Origin of the sequence: Shewanella sp. Actino-trap-3 (assembly GCF_002836275.1) — a bacterium.
GTDB classification, from domain to species: Bacteria; Pseudomonadota; Gammaproteobacteria; order Enterobacterales; family Shewanellaceae; genus Shewanella; species Shewanella psychromarinicola.
Genome location: NZ_PJCE01000001.1, coordinates 779,007 through 797,652 on the forward strand (window position 1 = coordinate 779,007; position 18,646 = coordinate 797,652).

At 39.7% G+C, this 18,646-nt stretch carries 19 protein-coding genes and 1 pseudogene; 12 read left to right on the top strand and 8 right to left on the bottom strand.

All coding sequences use genetic code 11. The annotated features are described in order from the left end of the window. Positions 1-3: 3 nt before the first annotated feature. The 11 genes and pseudogenes from ihfB to larA all read left to right on the top strand — a co-directional run bounded on the left by ihfB (position 4) and on the right by larA (position 9,875). Entirely contained in the window at positions 4-291 is a 288-nt protein-coding gene (gene ihfB / locus CXF80_RS03340; protein ID WP_101031220.1) for an integration host factor subunit beta, read from the top strand. 122 nt (positions 292-413) lie between these two features. After that, a complete protein-coding gene (locus tag CXF80_RS03345; RefSeq protein WP_101031222.1) occupies positions 414-710 on the top strand; it encodes a lipopolysaccharide assembly protein LapA domain-containing protein in 297 nt (98 codons plus the stop codon). Between the two features lies 1 nt (position 711). Beyond that, on the top strand, positions 712-1,872 hold the full coding sequence (gene lapB / locus CXF80_RS03350; protein ID WP_101031224.1) for a lipopolysaccharide assembly protein LapB: 1,161 nt from the start codon (positions 712-714) through the stop codon (positions 1,870-1,872). A gap of 68 nt (positions 1,873-1,940) precedes the next feature. Continuing rightward, positions 1,941-2,639 carry an orotidine-5'-phosphate decarboxylase gene (gene pyrF / locus CXF80_RS03355; protein WP_101031226.1) on the top strand — a complete coding sequence of 233 codons (699 nt, stop codon included), beginning with the start codon at positions 1,941-1,943 and terminating at the stop codon, positions 2,637-2,639. Between the two features lie 109 nt (positions 2,640-2,748). Then, on the top strand, positions 2,749-3,591 hold the full coding sequence (locus tag CXF80_RS03360; protein ID WP_101031228.1) for an SDR family oxidoreductase: 843 nt from the start codon (positions 2,749-2,751) through the stop codon (positions 3,589-3,591). Positions 3,592-3,618: 27 nt separating this feature from the next. Then, positions 3,619-4,170, top strand: coding sequence for a DUF2058 domain-containing protein (locus CXF80_RS03365; RefSeq protein WP_101031230.1), 552 nt, complete (start codon positions 3,619-3,621; stop codon positions 4,168-4,170). A gap of 778 nt (positions 4,171-4,948) precedes the next feature. Continuing rightward, positions 4,949-5,157: pseudogene (locus tag CXF80_RS20370) on the top strand (IS3 family transposase); the annotation flags it as partial. 408 nt (positions 5,158-5,565) lie between these two features. Beyond that, on the top strand, positions 5,566-6,726 hold the full coding sequence (gene larC / locus CXF80_RS03370; RefSeq protein WP_198554725.1) for a nickel pincer cofactor biosynthesis protein LarC: 1,161 nt from the start codon (positions 5,566-5,568) through the stop codon (positions 6,724-6,726). A gap of 1,028 nt (positions 6,727-7,754) precedes the next feature. After that, entirely contained in the window at positions 7,755-7,904 is a 150-nt protein-coding gene (locus CXF80_RS20375) for a hypothetical protein (RefSeq protein ID WP_232772030.1), read from the top strand. Between the two features lie 201 nt (positions 7,905-8,105). Then, positions 8,106-8,492: a nickel pincer cofactor biosynthesis protein LarB gene (gene larB / locus CXF80_RS20380; protein ID WP_332871118.1), complete on the top strand. Its 387-nt coding sequence runs from the start codon at positions 8,106-8,108 to the stop codon at positions 8,490-8,492. A gap of 105 nt (positions 8,493-8,597) precedes the next feature. After that, positions 8,598-9,875: a nickel-dependent lactate racemase gene (larA, locus tag CXF80_RS03385; RefSeq protein WP_101031232.1), complete on the top strand. Its 1,278-nt coding sequence runs from the start codon at positions 8,598-8,600 to the stop codon at positions 9,873-9,875. A 460-nt stretch (positions 9,876-10,335) separates the two neighbouring features. Here larA and CXF80_RS03390 read toward each other — a convergent pair whose 3' ends face one another. After that, positions 10,336-10,650: a DUF1840 domain-containing protein gene (locus CXF80_RS03390; RefSeq protein ID WP_101031234.1), complete on the bottom strand. Its 315-nt coding sequence runs from the start codon at positions 10,648-10,650 to the stop codon at positions 10,336-10,338. Between the two features lie 929 nt (positions 10,651-11,579). Further along, on the bottom strand, positions 11,580-12,533 hold the full coding sequence (locus CXF80_RS03395; protein ID WP_101031236.1) for a hypothetical protein: 954 nt from the start codon (positions 12,531-12,533) through the stop codon (positions 11,580-11,582). A 292-nt stretch (positions 12,534-12,825) separates the two neighbouring features. Here CXF80_RS03395 and CXF80_RS03400 point away from each other — a divergent pair, with 292 nt between their 5' ends. After that, a complete protein-coding gene (locus CXF80_RS03400) occupies positions 12,826-14,583 on the top strand; it encodes an acyl-CoA dehydrogenase C-terminal domain-containing protein (protein ID WP_101031238.1) in 1,758 nt (585 codons plus the stop codon). 267 nt (positions 14,584-14,850) lie between these two features. On the opposite strand, the gene CXF80_RS20245 is transcribed toward CXF80_RS03400, so the two are convergent. From CXF80_RS20245 to hypB, 6 genes are all read right to left on the bottom strand, one after another. Then, a complete protein-coding gene (locus CXF80_RS20245) occupies positions 14,851-15,015 on the bottom strand; it encodes a hypothetical protein (RefSeq protein WP_164839476.1) in 165 nt (54 codons plus the stop codon). Between the two features lie 75 nt (positions 15,016-15,090). Then, on the bottom strand, positions 15,091-15,435 hold the full coding sequence (locus CXF80_RS03405) for a hydrogenase maturation nickel metallochaperone HypA/HybF (protein WP_101031240.1): 345 nt from the start codon (positions 15,433-15,435) through the stop codon (positions 15,091-15,093). After that, positions 15,435-16,442: a hydrogenase expression/formation protein HypE gene (gene hypE, locus CXF80_RS03410; RefSeq protein ID WP_101031242.1), complete on the bottom strand. Its 1,008-nt coding sequence runs from the start codon at positions 16,440-16,442 to the stop codon at positions 15,435-15,437. The genes CXF80_RS03405 and hypE overlap by 1 nt, the downstream gene beginning before the upstream one ends. Beyond that, a complete protein-coding gene (hypD, locus tag CXF80_RS03415; RefSeq protein WP_101031244.1) occupies positions 16,432-17,559 on the bottom strand; it encodes a hydrogenase formation protein HypD in 1,128 nt (375 codons plus the stop codon). The genes hypE and hypD overlap by 11 nt, the downstream gene beginning before the upstream one ends. Further along, positions 17,559-17,798 (bottom strand): HypC/HybG/HupF family hydrogenase formation chaperone, encoded by a 240-nt coding sequence (locus CXF80_RS03420; protein WP_101031246.1) that lies wholly within the window; start codon positions 17,796-17,798, stop codon positions 17,559-17,561. The genes hypD and CXF80_RS03420 overlap by 1 nt, the downstream gene beginning before the upstream one ends. Before the next feature lie 2 nt (positions 17,799-17,800). Beyond that, positions 17,801-18,520, bottom strand: coding sequence for a hydrogenase nickel incorporation protein HypB (gene hypB / locus CXF80_RS03425; protein ID WP_101031248.1), 720 nt, complete (start codon positions 18,518-18,520; stop codon positions 17,801-17,803). Positions 18,521-18,646 lie beyond the last annotated feature (126 nt).

Consider the following 18,646-nt stretch of genomic DNA (forward strand, 5'->3'; position numbering starts at 1 on the left):
AAGATGACAAAATCTGAACTTATCGAAAAACTCGCCACTAGGCAGTCGCAACTGTCGGCGAAGGAAGTGGAAAGTGCAATCAAAGAAATGTTGGAGCAAATGGCAACAACATTAGAAACCGGTGATCGTATAGAAATCCGCGGATTTGGTAGTTTTTCACTTCACTATCGTGCACCACGTATGGGTCGTAATCCAAAAACAGGCACATCTGTTGATTTGGAAGGCAAGTATGTACCGCACTTTAAGCCGGGTAAAGAACTGCGTGAACGTGTCGATGTTGTTAATACTTGATTAATGACTGAATAAAAAGCCTCCTTTTGGAGGCTTTTTTATATCTAATGACAGTCAATGCTGGTCAGCCCAGTAAATTTCTTGGATAATCATTATATTGATACACCTTCATGGAGAATAGCGTGAGATCATTTATTGTTGTTGTACTCGTTGGATTGTTGTTTGTTTTAGCTTTATTATTTGGTGCTAAAAATGAACAAGTCGTCACCTTAAGTTACTTTATTGCTGAAGGGCAATATCGTTTGCCTATAGTACTTGCCGTGGTCTTTTTCTGCGGGTTTATTCTCAGCTGGATATTTGCAAGCTACCACATCATTAAGCTAAAACTTGCGTTGCGTAAAAGTAACAAAGCCCTTAAAAAGTTCACCGCTGTAGAGGCAACCAGTGTTGCTTTAACGCCTAAGGATCAAACCGTCTAGTATGCTAGAAATCTTGTTCTTGTTATTGCCTATCGCTGCCGGTTACGGATGGTACATGGGACGACGCAGTATTCGTCATAGCGATAGCCAGCAGAGTAAAAAGTTAAGCCGAGATTATTTTACTGGGTTTAACTTTTTACTGTCTAACGAGTCTGATAAAGCGGTTGATTTATTTATCAGCATGCTTGATGTTGACGATGAAACCATCGACACCCATTTATCGTTAGGTTCGTTATTTCGTAAACGGGGTGAAGTAGACCGTTCAATACGTATCCATCAGAACTTGATTGCCAGGCCCAGCTTGACCAACGAGCAACGTGACATCGCGATGATGGAGTTAGGTAAAGATTATATGGCCGCTGGGTTTTATGACCGCGCCGAAGAAATCTTTAGCAACTTAGTCAGTCAAGATGACCACAGTGAAGAATCAGAAACACAACTTCTGTTAATCTACCAAGTGACTAAAGAGTGGCAAAAGGCCATCGATATCACTAAGCGTCTACCTCGAAAACGCCAACAAGTGCTTAAACACACCACGGCACATTTTTATTGTCAATTAGCTGATGAAGCCAATAACGAAGCTGACAAAATCAAAAAATTGCAGCAAGCGATTAAACAAGACGCTAAATGCGGTCGGGCTTGGTTAACCTTAGCTAAAATTTATCTTGATGCAGGCCAGTATGAGTTATGCAAGCAGGCGATCCAACAGCTGAAATTGGCCGATATTGATTTATTTGCTGATGCCGTTTCAATTGCAAAGCAAGTGTATCGAGACACCCAAGATCCAGAAGGTTTTAACGAACTGCTTGCTGAGGCCATTGCCGACGGCGCAGGTGCCAGTGTGGTTATCGCACTAGCCGAGCACAAAATAAGCCTTAATCAACATCAAAGTGCTGAAACCATGATGCTCGATAACTTATATCATCATCCGACCATGAAAGGGTTTCAGCATTTAATGCAATTGCACATTAAACAAGCTGAAGATGGCCAAGCGAAACAAAGTTTATCTATGCTCGAACAGCTTGTTGAACAACAAATTAAATTCCGTCCTAGTTACCGCTGTATTGCCTGCGGTTTCCCCTCTCACGGTTTATATTGGCATTGTCCATCATGTAAACAGTGGGGCAGCATCAAACGGATCAAAGGGCTCGACGGTGAATAATTTCATCATTACAATTTAGATACCCTATAATAAAGGCATTAAAATAAGCTATGGCCGCTGGAGTTCCAATGACGAAGAAATCAATTGTAGTCGCCCTCGATTATCATAATAAAAATGACGCATTGACCTTTATTGATAAACTTGACCCAGAGATGTGTCGTCTAAAAATCGGCAAAGAGATGTTTACTCTGTTTGGGCCAGATCTGGTTAACGATATCCATAATCGTAACTTCGATTTATTCCTAGATTTGAAATTCCATGATATTCCCAATACGGTGGCAAAAGCCGTTACCGCCGCCGCTGATCTAGGCGTGTGGATGACTAACGTGCACGCCAGCGGAGGGCTTGCCATGATGCAGGCCGCTAAACAAGCTTTGGTGCCATTTGGTCAAGATGCACCATTGTTGATAGCCGTTACCGTATTAACATCAATGTCAGATGAAGATTTAGTCTTACTTGGCATCAATGTCCCTGTATTTGAACATGTATTGCGCTTAGCAAAACTGACTCATCAAGCTGAGTTAGATGGGGTTGTGTGCTCCGCTCAAGAAGCTAAATTGCTTAAATCATCATTTGGACAAGACTTTACCTTAGTGACACCGGGTATTCGACCCGCAGGCAGTGATACTGGTGATCAACAGCGTGTCATGACGCCACAACAAGCTATTACAGCGGGGTCAGATTATCTGGTGATTGGTCGACCAATTACTCAAGCTGTGGATCCATTAGCAGCGCTTAAGGCTATTTATCAATCACTGCATGTTTGATCAGTTCTTGTTGTAAAAGCATCATTGAAAAAGTTATATTTTCTGTCTATGTCGTCAGCAAAATAGACTTATCTACATCAACAAAATCACACAGAAATAAGGGATGACTATGTCTGATAACACAAGGTTTGATAATACTGGGTTTGATTACACAGGTAAAAATGTGGTGGTGGTGGGTGGTACCTCTGGCATTAATCTGCAAGTAGCTATTCAATTTGCAAAAGCCGGCGCGAATGTTGCCGTTGCGAGTCGCAGTCTTGATAAAGTAAACGCTGCGGTTGCGTTACTCAATCAAGCTAATCCCAAAGCGAGTCATTTAGGCGTGAGTTTTGATGTACGTGACAACGATGCGTTAACCATTGGCTTTGATAAAATCGCCGCTACATATGGGCACATTGATGTACTGGTAAGTGGCGCGGCGGGTAATTTCCCAGCCAGTGCAGCAAAGTTATCTAATAATGGTTTTAAATCAGTTATTGATATTGATTTAATTGGCAGTTTTCAAGTATTAAAACAAGCCTATCCACTGTTATCACGTCCCAACGGCAGCATTATTCAAATTTCAGCCCCGCAAGCGTATATCGCGATGCCGTTGCAAGTACATGTTTGCGCCGCCAAAGCCGGAGTCGATATGCTAACCCGCACATTAGCGCTAGAGTGGGGAGTTGAAGGGATCAGAATTAACTCTATTGTACCTGGCCCCATTGAAGATACCGAAGGCTTTAACCGTTTAGCGCCCAGTGATGAATTACAACAACGGGTCGCTAATAGTGTGCCGTTAAAACGCAATGGCAAAGGCCAAGATATTGCCAATGCGGCCTTATTCCTGGCATCTGACATGGCATCATACATCACAGGTGTCGTGTTGCCTGTTGATGGTGGTTGGTCATTAGGTGGCGCCAGCACTGCTATGACTGAATTAGGTGACATGGCCGCGAAGCAAGGTTTATAAAACTCAGCAAAATTAAAGGTAAATAACATGGCCAATGCATTACAAGATCAATTGCTTAAAGCAGGTCTTGCCAGTAAACAAAAAGTTCGTGACGTAAAAACTCAAAAAAAGCGTAATAAAAAATCAAAGATAGATGATGGAAGCGATGCATTAAAGCAACAAATCGCCGAGCAAAAAAATGCTCAAAACCTCAAAGACAAAGCCTTAAATGAGCAGCGTTTTGCTGAGGCATCTGAAAAAGGTCAAGTACGAGGATTGATCACTGAGTTTTCTAAATTCGCTATTACTGTGGGCAAAGATGCCGAGATTAAGTTTAACTTCACCTTAGAAAACAAGATCTATTCCGTTTATATTACCGATAAAATTCAAGCTGATTTACTTAACGGTACCTTAGGCATTGTCCGTCATGAAGAAAAAAGCTACATAGTGCCGCATAAACTGGCAGAACGAGTCAAGTTACTGGTACCACAATGGTGTGGCTATTTATGGGATAAAGCCGCTAAAGATTCAGTAGAGCAGGTGAGTGATGCCGACGATCCATATGCTAACTACGCCATCCCAGATGATTTAATGTGGTAATCATTATACTCAAGACTCCTTAACATGCTCATTTCAGAGCTCCCATAGGGTAACTTAACAAGGCAGTGATTAAAGAGAATGGTTACTGCCTTTTTACTCTCACTATTGCTAGATCCCAAGTCCAAGAGCTTAGGTTATAGAGCTTACATTATAGAACTTGGGTGATAGAAGTGAAGCATCCTCGAAGGACAATGTCCGCCTAAAACCTAGCAGCTCGAAGGTTGCTCTAGCTGCCGAAAGTGGCCTATTCCTAGAATCTTGAACACTGTCACTTCTCGACATGCTGGTTCCTGTATTTCGAGGTTGTTAGGTATAGACTGACAGGGTGTTTATTGCTGCCGACTTTCACTTTAATAATATTAAAATAGTTGTAGCAAAGGCTAGGCAAGTAAACGATGTCTCATTTATAGATTACCCTTTTTTTTATCTTCCCTATTGGCATTTCTGCTTATATTAATTTTTACTGCCATTGGCTTTGCACCAATACTCATTCAGCCACACTAATAACCTGATAATGACAGTCCATACTGAATGGCACTTCAGAGTTGAATTCGGGAGGGTTAACCACTTGATACCAAGAAAGACTTCAATCTGTTCCTAGTGACCATTGATGATGGTTTCTTGCTTAGCTTCAGCCCTAGGGATCACTCATATCTTATAGGTTTTGGTTCATTGTTTGACAGATTTTTGCTCCATTCGTCTAGGTCTATTGGCTATTAACCGTTTTGCTATCACAGCAAACATCGGATAATACAGCGCTTTTTACAAAGAATGCGCATTCCACAACGAATTTCGTCATAGCAGGATCCAGTTTGTTACACCGAGCCAGCGCCATGATGGCCTTGACGTTGAAATACTAAGCAAACCAAAAGTGTTGTATCAGAAAAAAGAAAAGAGCATGGTGAACGATGAACAAAAAAAGAGTGGAACTGGCAGGCAATTGGTGAACTTGAGTTAAATCCAGAGCGGCACAAAGAAGCTACTTAACAATATAGCCAACAACTGTCTTAAAAAACACCGCTAGTTCGGATCATTTTTGTTTTTTCTAAAGTGGCTATTATTTCATCTTTTAACCCTTCTTTGAATTCTACCATTTTCGTTAACCGAAGATCTCTTTAATATTCAATTTGGTCAATGGGTTACGTATCAAATGAATATGATGTCTTATCATCTTCTATAATTATCATTCGTTTGTAGAAATCAAGGTGAATTCTTAACTCAAATATTACATTTGAGTTTTTTCGCTTACATCACAAACTTCGATCGCCTCCTGTGTCAAAATAACGAAGTTATATTTCAAAAAATCATAGAATAATATGAGATGAAAAATATGACGATTTAATAATGGATAGAGAATTTTAAAATTACATAATATTATTTAGGAGGGGGAACAAAATGACAATACTATATTACGATTGCTTTTCAGGAATAAGCGGCGACATGAATCTAGGAGCAATGGTAGATGTAGGAGTCGATTTTGAATATCTAACTGAAATGCTAAATAAATTATCAGTCAAAAATGAATTTTATTTACATAGATCCAGAAAACAAAAAATGGGAATAGAAGGAACAAAGATTGATGTGATTTTAAACAAAGAAAATCATGAACATACTCATCATTCACATGAAGCTGAACATACCCATCATCATTTACATGAAGCTAAACATACCCATCATCATTCACATGAAGCTGAACATACTCATAATAATAATAACGCCGATGATCACCATCATAAACACGAACATAGAAATCTAGAAAGTATCAAGAAAATAATTAATGATGCTCCATATAATAAAAATATAAAGACGTTAAGTATCAATATGTTTATGGAGGTGGCTAAAGCAGAAGCCAAAGTTCATGGTAAAACAATTGAGGAGATTCATTTTCACGAAGTTGGAGCCGTCGACTCAATAGTTGATATTATAGGTGCCGCAATATGTTTTGATTATTTGAATGTTGATAAGATTATTTCATCTTCTGTAGAACTAGGTGGCGGTTTTGTAAAGTGTGCTCATGGGGTTATACCTGTACCGGCACCTGCAACTGTAGAGATTTTAAAAAACACTCCTGTAACATTGGGGAAAGTTAATTTTGAAACAACGACGCCTACAGGCGCAGCAATATTAAAAGCTAATGTAAATGAATTCACAAGCAAATTGAATTTTAATATTATAAAAACAGGATATGGATTAGGGACAAAAGATTTTGATATTCCAAATATACTCAGAGTTTATATTGCAACGGAAATTGAAGGTAAAATCGTTAAATCAAATACTGTCAAAGAAGAAAATAACGATTTTGATATAGAGGAACAAATCATTATCGAAGTTAATATAGATGATATGAATCCTGAGCTATATGAAGCTATTGAAGAAAAGTTATTTGATAACGGTGCCCTAGATGTATATAAAACAAATATATTAATGAAAAATAGACCTGCTATAAAACTTACCGTGTTAACTACAGTCGATCTTCTAAACAAAATAGAAAATATATTATTTATGGAAACCACTACTCTAGGAATTAGAGAGTACCCTGTAAAAAGAAGATGTTGAAAAGAACTTTCGAAAAGTCCAAACTAAATTTGGAGAGGTGGATATTAAAAAGGTCTTTTGAATGGCAAGGTTATTAAAATAAAGCCTGAATATGAAACTTGTAAAGAATTAGCAAAATAAACAACGTTTCTATTTTGGATATATTCAGAGGTATCGAAGTTAATTAAATAAGAGGCAATTATGAATAAAGGTAAAATATATCAAGACGTGTCAGAGTCAATTTGTATGGAGAAGGTTATGAGTGAAAATATATAGAATTAGTTAGTTATTTAAAAGGGTTGAAAAGAGTATTAGTAGCATTTTCAGGTGGTGTAGACAGTACTTTTTGCTAAAAGCAGCTAAAGATGCATTAGGCGATAATGCAGCAGCCGTCACAGTAAATTCACCATACATCCCAAGCTGGGAAATAGAAGAAGCAAAAGAATTTACAGAAAAATGGGAATAAAACATGACTTTATTAAAGTTGGGATTATAGATGAAATAAAAATAATCCTAGCGATAGATGTTATCTATGTAAAAAGCTGTATTTTCTATGATTAAAGAAAAGCTATAAATGAAGGTTTTGATTATGTAATCGATGGAACTAATCTTGATGATATAAAAGATTACCGACACGGAATTAAAGCGTTAAATGAATTAGAAATTGTAAGTCCTCTACTGGAATGTAAAATCACAAAATCTGAAGTTAGAGAAATGTCAAAGGATCTCAGCCTTTTAACTTGGAATAAGCCGGCCGGTGCATGTTTATTGACAAGAATTCCTTTCGATACGAGGCTAGAAATTGATGATATTAACAGGATAGAAAAGCTGAAAAGTATTTAAGAGATAAAGGTATTGCTGCTGTAAGAGTCCGTTCTCATGGAGATCTGGCAAGAATTGAAATAGACCCAACAATAAGAGATCAATTATTTAATACAGATTTTCTAGATGAGATATCAATAAAGTTAAAAGAATATGGGTTTAAGTACGTAACTATAGATGCAGCAGGTTATAAAATGGGAAGTTTAAATAGCTAAGGGTGTTTTAAAATGACTGAAGTTGAAATAAAAATATTGAACGCAATTAAAGATAGTGAATTAAGCGTTGATGATGCTTTTGATAACCTAAAAGAACTTCCATTCAAGGATCTAGGTTTTGCTATGATCGATAATCATAGAGATCAGAGTAGGTTGTCCTGAGGTGATCTACGGTGGTGGTAAGACTACTGAGCAAATAAGAGAAATTATTAAATTTATGCTTACCAAAAATAATATCTTAGCAACGAGAGTAGGCGATGAAGTATATGAAGCTGTAAAAGATCTTGATCCTAGATTAATGTATAACAAATTAGGACGAACTATTACTCTCGAATTAAATGCTATTAAAAGACAGAAGATTATATTGCTATTATATCAGCAGGAACATCCGACATTCCTGTGGTTGAAGAAGCAAAAGAAACAGCTCTTATTCTTGGAAATAACGTAAAAATAATAAATGATGTTGGTGTAGCCGGAATACATAGGCTTTTTTCAAAATTAGATGTTATTAGAAAAGCAAAAGTTATTATAGTTGTTGCAGGTATGGAAGGAGCTCTTGCTAGTGTTATAGGTGGACTTGTAGAGAAACCAATCATTGCTGTTCCGACAAGTGTAGGATACGGAGCCTCACTAAATGGAATAGCTGCACTACTATCAATGCTCAACAGTTGTGCTAGTGGCGTCAGTGTTGTGAATATAGATAATGGATTTGGTGCTGCATATAATGCAAGTATTATCAATAAATTGTAATGTTATTTTAAAATATGTGACGGTGTACTTAACAATACTCACTGCTATAGTTTACAATTTGTCAGTTTAAAAATATTACTTTTTATTTATTAGGAGGATTTACTTATGTTTCAGAAAATAAAAATGCCTTATGCTAAGAAAACTGTAGAGATTTCAATAGAAAAAAAATATCTTCAAGCAGTATTAATACCACAAACTGACGAATTTGATCCAAAAATGACTCAAGAAGAAATTGTTCTAAAATCTTTAGAGAATCCGATTGGCACAAAAAAATTATCAGAATTAGCCGTCGGAAAGAATAAAATTGTATTTGTTACCAGCGATCACACAAGACCACTTCCTAGTAGAGTAACTGTTCCATTGATATTAAAAGAGATAAGGAAAGGTAATCCAGATGCGGAGATAACTATTCTTATTGCTACAGGATTTCATCGACCTACTACTAGAGAAGAATTGATTTATAAAATGGGAGAAGAAGTAGTTGATAATGAAATAATTTGTAATCACATATCAACTAACGATGAAGATCAAGTGTTTATGGGTACTCTGCCTTCTGGAGGTGACCTTTATTTAAATAAATTAGCTATGGAAGCTGATTTATTAATAGCTGAAGGATTTATCGAAGCCCATTTCTTTGCAGGATTTTCAGGTGGAAGAAAAAGTATATTACCAGGCATAGCTTCAGCTAAAACAATAATGTATAACCACAACTCAGAATTTATAAGCAATCCTAAATCTAGAACTGGGAACCTTGAAGATAATCCTATCCATAAAGATATGATATACGCGGCTAAACAATCTAAATGTGCATTTATCCTAAACACTGTAATCAATGGTGAAAAAGATATAATTGGATGTTTTACCGGAGATATAAGTGAAGCACATCTCGTAGGGTGTAAATTTGTTGATGATTTAGCTGCTGTAAAGAAAAATATTGCAGACATTGGCGTAACAACAAATGGCGGCTATCCTCTAGATCAAAATATATATCAAACTGTTAAAGGTCTAACTGCTGCTGAAGCCACTACAAGAGAAGGTGGAGTATTAATCGCACTCTCATCTTGTGTTGATGGACATGGAGGAGAAGGATTTTATAATAGTGTCGCATCAGCAAAAAATGCTAATGAAATTTTGGAAAAAGTAGCTAATATCAAAAAAGAAGATACTCTTCCTGACCAATGGGAATTTCAAATTTTAGCAAGATTATTATCTAAATATACAGTTATAATTGTAACTGATGAATGTGACCCTAAAATAATAACAGATATGCATATGGAGCATGCCTTTACTTTTGATGAAGCTTTGGAAAAAGCGAGATCAATTGTTGGTAAAGAAGCAACAATTACAGTGGTTCCAGATGGCGTCGCTACAATTGTAAAATAAATAGCACTGCTTTATATTTTATATAAACCTCAACATTAATGTTGAGGTTTTTTTATGAGAAAAACAATAAAAAATATATCTACTATCGCAACCGGTTTAATTTTTTCCAAACCCAAACCCAAACCCAAAGCATTAAGAGGTAGGTAGATGATATCACCAACTAACCGCTTATTTTTATTCCAGGATATCAATTTTCTTTTTGAATATAATGATTTAAAAGAATAAAAGGTACGGATGTCGTGCCTTGTATGACTGAGTACATAGGGTAACAGGCATTCCTAGCGGAACAGGTCGTCAAGGATTTAACCAGAAAATCTGTAGACGCAGCACGGGAACCATCATGATTAACTGCAAGATAGCATTCCACTTACCCAGAAGCTGCGTCCGACGTCACGTCAACTACACCTTGTCTTGTCATCAGCGACCAGAATTCAACTAACGACGGCAGGCCTAGGTTGGATTATTTATTGTGGTCCCACATTACATTGGATTCCCCCTTGACTGCAGCCCTGAGCAATTCGAGTAAAGGCATGGCCCGATGCGACAGACTTACGGTCGGTGCGCCGTTATCGTCTTCCTCGTCTTTCATAGATGCTTTTGGCTCTGGCAACTGCTCGAGCGCAGCCTCCAGACACACCAGCGCTGGCTGAACATCTTCTGCATAAAGAGCACTGGGAACCGTACCGCTGTGCCCCATCATTTTAAGCAGCCGAATCGCCACGTCACCAAACATCGTTATGTCCCCGTAGGCAGGACTGGAAAAAGTTACTAGCATAATTGCTTCCTCTCTATTTAGTCGTTCACTTATTGGGATAGCTTCAGCCCTCCAATACTACAATTGGATTACAGCGTCTTTGCGCACCTATTATCCTCTGAAGTTTGACAGTCTTTAATGGACTTGCGACCTAGACAGGTATTAATAGGCTGCTCTTAGCGTTTATGCTGCATCATTGTTGTAAATAGGTAAAGCTATTCATTTTTTGGTGTCACGAGTTAACTCATTTAGGTCTCTATCCTATGACTCATAATGGTTGATGGTATTAGTTTCATTGTTTAACAACGCTTGGCAACGCCGCCTAAATCCATGAGATTTCTACAGGGTTGTAATTGTCTAACTAATGCGTTTTTTGCTTTGCTAACTTGGTAAATTCAATTTTTAAATTGAGGTGTTGTACCCAAAGCTGATACAAGGTTGTGATTAAGCATGGAGGAATTAAACAAATTAAGATAGAGGAATAATAAGGAAATATAATGAAAAACAGATCGGTACCGCTGTGATCGCCAGCGCTATTTGCATGCCAAGCATGGCCAAGCTAGAGCTCGATGTATACATGGGTATCGATTAACACACCACGACACTAGCCAATACTAATTCAACTACAACAAGTACGGATGGGCCGAATATCGAGCCACGATGTACAGGTTTACACAACATTGTTCTTTACTACTATCAAGACGGTAGCCGCGCGGGCACCTGCGTGAGCCGTTTTCTTGCCACCATGCGGCACTTATGTCGTTGCCACTGAACATCAAGATCGAGTACTTGTGTTTGCGCACCGTGCCGTTGTTTCAAGTCTTCTAGTTTTATGCCTGCGCTAAAAATCCTGTCTATGAAGCAAGGCGTAGTTCACCGGACGCTTACACATATTTCGGTGGTGAACGTTCATCAACATGACCGTTAGGTGTTATTCGGTAGGATCATAATTAATCTTGTTCTAATTCGGGATGTACTTGCTTTGCCGTTAACGCAATCACTTGTTGGCAATATGCTAAGTGATGACGAATCGTATCGAGGTATTGTGATGCTTGATAGTCAATTAGATACCAATTACTGGCTTGAGTTTCTGGGTATTGGTTATAAAACAACGACTCGGCCATGATTAAGTCGCTTTGGTTGGCGTAGGTTAACCATTGCACGCTGGGTAAATTACTCAGTGCGGCTAACAATGCATATTGCACATCAAGATTGTCTGGTTGCTCAGTGGTCACTTGCAGGGCTAAACGCTGGGCGACGACAAACTTCGGATCGGTGTTATCGGGCGTTAATACTTGATTTTGACGGCGGCGGACTGCATCACTTAATAACACTTCAAATGGGTTAATTTCAACGGGCTCTGTCGTATTATCGTAAGTAAATGCAGTCGTTGCATCATCTACAAACAATTCTGGCCACTGAATAATATTGCTGGTGAGTTGCAAACCTAAAGCAATACGACGCTCACCTAACCAATTATGCACCATACAAGGTAAATACTCAGAAGAAGGCATTTCTGCGGGTCTTGCTAATGAAGGTAACAAAGACATACGTTGTACATTGACCTGTTTAGCTATCAGCGTCATTAATAAAATAGTCACCAATCCAGAAGAAGGCCAACACTTAAGTTGGGGGTCGAGTATTTCACTCACTTCGGTTAACAATGACACTAATTGATTGTTATCTGGGCTGTTACTGACAACGAAGGCTTGACGTGAGCCTAGATAAGGGCCGTTACAAATATTAATCACCTTATCGGCCTCATGTTGAGTCCCGTTAAAAATGAAAGTATGTCCAATTTGGGCTGGCTGCCAATCACCCATTGAATTGCCTATGACAGTGACCTGCTGATAGTGCTCAGATAAAGCTGATGATGGGCCGTGTTCTTCATTAGGTGTATGCATAAAAGTGCGGTTCACTATTGTTAAATATCAGGGCTGTTTATCTCTCGTGATCGATGCGGTGAGTTAGGTCAACAGATCTTAATCAAATATGGTGCTAATTCTGTGAGCTAAGTGGTAATTGTAACTCATTGGAACCTTATTGGGTTGAGAAACATAAACTATCGGCATTAAGGTTTGGCACGAGTCGACATGGGTCAAATTATGGTTAGATAATTGCTAAAAAGCTTTTCCTTTTGTGACACTTTAGTATAAATTAAAACAACTGTTTTAATTATTCGTTTAAGAGACTCTTATGAACCCATACCAAGCCCCGTTAAAGGACATGCAATTTTTATTGGAACAGGTATTTGATGCACAAGCTACGTGGGAACAGCTTCCTGCTATGGCAGATGCTGTCGACATGGATACCGCACTCGCCATTCTAGATGAAGCCAATAAGATCAGCCGTGATCTGCTTCACCCTTTAAATCGCAGCGGTGATGAGCAAGGAGTGGTTCATAAAGGCAACGACATTATTACCCCTGATGGTTTTAAGGAAGTGTACCAGCAGTTTTCTGAAGGCGGTTGGGTCGGTCTATGTGGTGAGCCTGACTTTGGTGGCATGGGTATGCCCAAAATGCTCGGTGTATTAGTTGATGAAATGGGCTATAGCGCCTGTAACTCATTTACTTTGTACAGTTCACTTACTGCAGGTGCTGCATTGTGTATTAATGCTCATGCAAATGATGAGTTAAAACACACTTATTTACCCAATTTATATACTGGCCAATGGGCTGGTGCAATGGACATGACCGAGTCTCACGCAGGTTCAGATTTACGCGGTATCCGCACCAAAGCAGAACCTCTTGATGATGGCAGCTATTCGATTACCGGCAACAAGATTTTTATTACCGGAGGCGATCAAGATTTAACAGAAAACGTGATCCATTTAGTTTTAGCCAAACTGCCTAATTCAAAAGGTATTTCATTATTTTTAGTGCCTAAAATCAGCGTTAATAGTGACGGTAGTTTAGGTGAAGCAAATGGGGTGACGGTTGGGTCTATCGAACATAAGATGGGTCTTAAAGCGTCTGCTACTTGTGTGATGAACTACGAGAACGCCAAAGGCTTCTTAGTGGGTGAGCCCAATCGCGGTTTAGTGTGTATGTTTACTATGATGAACTACGAGCGTTTAGCGATTGGTTTACAAGGTTTAGGTAACTCGCAAGCGGCTTATCAAATGGCCAGCGATTATGCCAAAGATAGGTTACAAGGCATTGCAGCTGAAGGTTCCGCAACCGGTGCAACGTCAGATGCGATTATCGTCCATGGCGACGTGCGTCGTATGTTACTCACTATTCGTGCGCTGACAGAAGCGGGCCGTGCGTTATCGGTTTATACCGGTAAGCAGTTAGATTTAGCCAAATATGCTAGCGGCGATGTGCAAGCTAAAGCAGCAAAATATGTTGGCTTACTCACTCCGGTATCAAAAGCATTTTTAACAGATCGCGGACTAGATGCCACCATAATGGGCCAGCAAGTATTTGGTGGTCATGGCTATATTCGCGAAACGGGTATCGAGCAGTTTGTACGTGATACCCGCATTGCGCAGATTTATGAAGGCACTAACGGTATTCAAGCGATTGATTTCTTAGGGCGTAAAGTTACCGGTGATAACGTGGCAACCTTGACGCAATTTGCGGCTGAGGTGAATGCCAGTCTTGCAGGCTTAACTCACCCAAGTGTTGAGCATAAAGCCATGGTAAACCAAGTGTTTGATGAGTTACTGACCACAGCTAACTACATTAACGCTAACAAAAAATCACAACCAGCATTAGTTAATGCTTGTGCCGTAGACTTCTTAGATGCCTTTGGTTACGCGGTATACGGTTATTTTTGGTTATTGATGGCTGATAGAGCTTCAAACCATGAAGACCCGTCTTTTGCTGCTCAGAAGCAGTTTGTGGCTGATTTCTATATGGATAAGTTGTTATCAAAAGCTCAATATCATTTATCACAAGTTAATCAGGGTGATAAATCGATTATGGCCATGCCAGCAGAAATGTTCTAACGGTTTTATTTGGATTGTTCAGCTACAAAAAAAGCCTTCATTTGAAGGCTTTTTTTATCAGTGGCGTTATCTCATGGTTCATCATTGTTACAAGCTATGTTGACGCAATCCATCCTGACGCCAACTATGTCAACGTCGGATTGTGTAAATGATGTCGATAAAAATGATGGCTGTGCCGCAATAACTGCTTAGTCATAACGACCTAGCATGACCATCCCGTCATGATTATTAATCTAACCCGAGACTGATTATTCTCTCAAGTTGTGGTTACTTAGTTCGTTTCCAATAAACAAATGCCACGATAGCCACTAACATAATTGCTGGGCTGAGCTGAGCGAAATGATGAAACAAGCCCATGCCACCATGTCCCTCATGTGCCATCGCAATAGTTGGCATAGTGGCAAGGATAAAGGCAATTGATAAATATTTCATGGTGTAGTCCTTCTTTTTTTAAAGTTACTCGGGTTATTAGGTTAGGGTATTTTAATATTACTATTAGCTAAAAACTTACGTGTCCATAACGAGTTGCATTAACATCATGTCCTCACCGTCAATCACTTTGGTGTGATTTGACTGGCAAACGGGGCAAATAATAGTTCGTTCATCGACTTGCGATTGCTGTTGGCATTGATTGCACTGCAAAACTAATGCTTGGATATTGATGATTAATTTTGCCTGGTGACAAATACTGTCTAATTTAAACGTTTCAAACGCTTGAGACAGTAGGGCTGGCTCAACGCCACTTAACACACCAATTTTCAGTTCAACTTGCTCAATCCGTGTGGCTTTATGTTCCAAAGCCAGTGCTTCGCATTGTTCCATTAGTGACATCACAATCGAGTATTCGTGCATTAACAGATCCTTGGCAGTAATTCACCTTGCGGTAAATCTAAATAGCGACTGCTACCCCAAGGCGTCTGCAACACCACTTTGCCAGGATGACTCTCAGTCACTTGGCCGATAATAGCGGCGTGTTTGCAGTGGCCATATCGCTGCATAACTTCAATTGCGCCTTGGGCTATATCCATTGGCAGCGCCATAATAAAGGTGCCCTCATTGGCTAAGTCAAAGGGTTCAAAGCCAAATAACTCACATAAGCCTTTCACTTCGTCACAAATAGGAATGCTGGCTTCCTCGACGTTAATGCCAATCTGCGACGCTTTAGCCCACTCATTTAACACTGCAGATAATCCACCTCGTGTGGCATCACGCATTGCATGCATTTTGATATTGGCAATCAACAGTTGTTCAACAATGGGCCATAAGGTATCGCAGTCACTGCATAAGTCAGACTCAAGCGTTAAGCCATCACGGGCCATTAAAATTGCCGCGCCGTGGCGGCCAATATCCCGAGAAACAATAATGGCGTCGCCCACTTGCAAATTACGTGCTGAAATATCGGGATTTAAAATACGGCCTACGCCAGAGGTGTTAATAAATAGTCCGTCGGCACAGCCTTTAGGCACCACTTTAGTGTCGCCACAGACAATTCGTGCGCCAGACTTATGTAATTCAGCGGCCATGCTATTGACTATGGTGTTGAGGTCATCCAGCGGAAAGCCTTCTTCAATGATAAAACTACAACTTAAGTATTCTGGTTGCGCCGCCATCATGGCTAAATCGTTTACGGTGCCAGCAATCGCTAATTTGCCGATATCGCCACCGGCAAAAAATAACGGTGACACGGTAAACGAGTCGGTAGTAAAAGCAATTTGACCACACATGTTCAATTTGGCCGCGTCTTCTTGCGAGGTCAAAATAGGATTATCAAAGGCTTTAAAAAACAGATCGTGAATGAGTTGATCCATTTCTTTACCGCCACCACCGTGGCTTAGTTGAATTGTTTTTTTAGTTGGCATGACTCACTTCTCCATAGCGGTAATAGGCATTACACGCGCCTTCCGAGCTCACCATACAGCTGCCAAGCGGTGTTTGCGGTGAACAGCCTCTACCAAACACTTTGCAGTCTTTAGGGTTAGCCAATCCACGTAAAATATCGCCACACATACAGGCTTTATGGTCATCGATTTCGGTTGTGGGTAAAATTTTGACATAAATGCGCTCGGCATCGCGATGATGATATTCAGGGCGCAGTGTCAGTGCCGAATTAGCAATAGGACCTAGTCCGCGCCAACGAAAGCTATCACGAACCATAAAATATTTGTCGACGAGTTGTTGAGCGGCTAGGTTGCCCTCATAACTCACGGAGCGACTATATTGATTATCAAGTTCAGCTTTGCCGGCGACTTTTTGGGTCACAATTCGTAAAATAGACTCCATAACATCCACGGGCTCAAACCCTGATACCACCACAGGTGTTTGATATTGATCAACCGTAGATTGATAGATTTTGGCTCCGCTAATCACGCTCACATGCGCCGGACCAATAAACGCGTTCACTTTACTGCGACTATCAGACATCACTGCATCAATGGCAGGTGGCACTAGCACATGGTTAATATGAAATAACAGATTATCAATTTTCAACGCTTCAGCTTGTGCCAATAAGGCGGCGGTCATTGGTGCAGAGGTTTCAAAACCAATGGCAAAGAAAATGACCGTTTTGTCAGGGTTATCTCGGGCAATCGTTAAGGTATCCAATGGATCGTATATTGGCCTAATATCGCAGCCTTTAGCGCGAAACTGCGCCAAGCTGCCCATTGAACCCGGTACTCTGATCATGTCGCCTAAGGTCACTAAAATGGTATCGGCTTGAGAGGCAAGGGTGGCCGCATGGTCAATTCGCTCTTTGGGCATAACGCAAACAGGACAACCAGGACCATGAATAAATTTGATGTTGTCTGGTAATAGTTGTAATAAACCGTACTTCATAATGGTATGGGTATGACCACCACAGACTTCCATAATGTTAATTTGATCGTCGGTTTTGTCGGCTTCTTGAGCAATCAATTGCGCTAAATGACGAATAGTCTGTGGATCACGAAACCCTTGGTAAAAGTCATTAAGCGTAATCATTATTCTGACTCCAATTGCATTTCAGTAATAATTTGTCGATACAACTCCAGGCTTTCCTGGGCATCATTGTGGTCAATTTTATTCATCACAAAGCCAATGTGGATTAATACAAAGTCGCCTAGTTCTAGTGGGTCGCTTATTAAATGGCAACTCACTCGACGTTTAACGCCAAGAGTATCAACTGTCACTGTTGCATCGTCATGAATTTCAACTACTTTTGATGGTACGGATAAACACATAACTAATATTCCTTATGTTCATCAAACCATGTGGCCAAGGTGTTCATTGAGTCAGAATCTTTCACTGACACAACTAATAACTCAACATTAGGGTTTAATTTACTTAACTGTGCTTTGGCCTCATCAATACTAAAATCAAAGTAAGGTAGCAGGTCAGACTTAGTGATAACGACTAAATCTGCTCGGCGGAACATTACCGGATACTTCTCAATTTTGTCATCACCTTCCGGCACTGATAACAAAACAATATTTTTATGAGTGCCGACATCGTAACTGGCTGGGCACACAAGATTACCCACATTTTCAACGAAACAAATATCAACATCATCTAAATTGATGTGATGCAGTGCGCCGTGAACCATAAAAGCATCAAGATGACAGGCTGATCCGGTTTGAATTTGATAGGCGTTAATGCCTTTGGCAATTAAGCGGTCGGCGTCGCGTGAGGTTTCAAGATCGCCTTCAATTACGGCATAGCGTGCATCAAGGTATTCATGTAAACATTCTAAAAGACTGGTTTTACCGCTGCCTGGGCTACTCATTAAATTAAAGGCGCTGACCTGATGAGCCGCAAAGTGATCACGATTGTGCTGCGCTTCTATATCATTTTTATCCAATATTTTATGGATAACAGCTAAGGTCTTTTTATCATTAAGCTGAGGATTACTATGAATAGTATGCTCATGATCATGAGTAATTGAACAGCCGCAGTCTTTACACATAATATATTCCTTAACCTTATTTGTTATGATTATTAACTAGTGTCGGTGAAGTGGTTAAAGGATTCTTTGATACACATCAGCTTTTGCAACAAAGACAGAGAACAACACGGTTGTTGAGTAAATAAT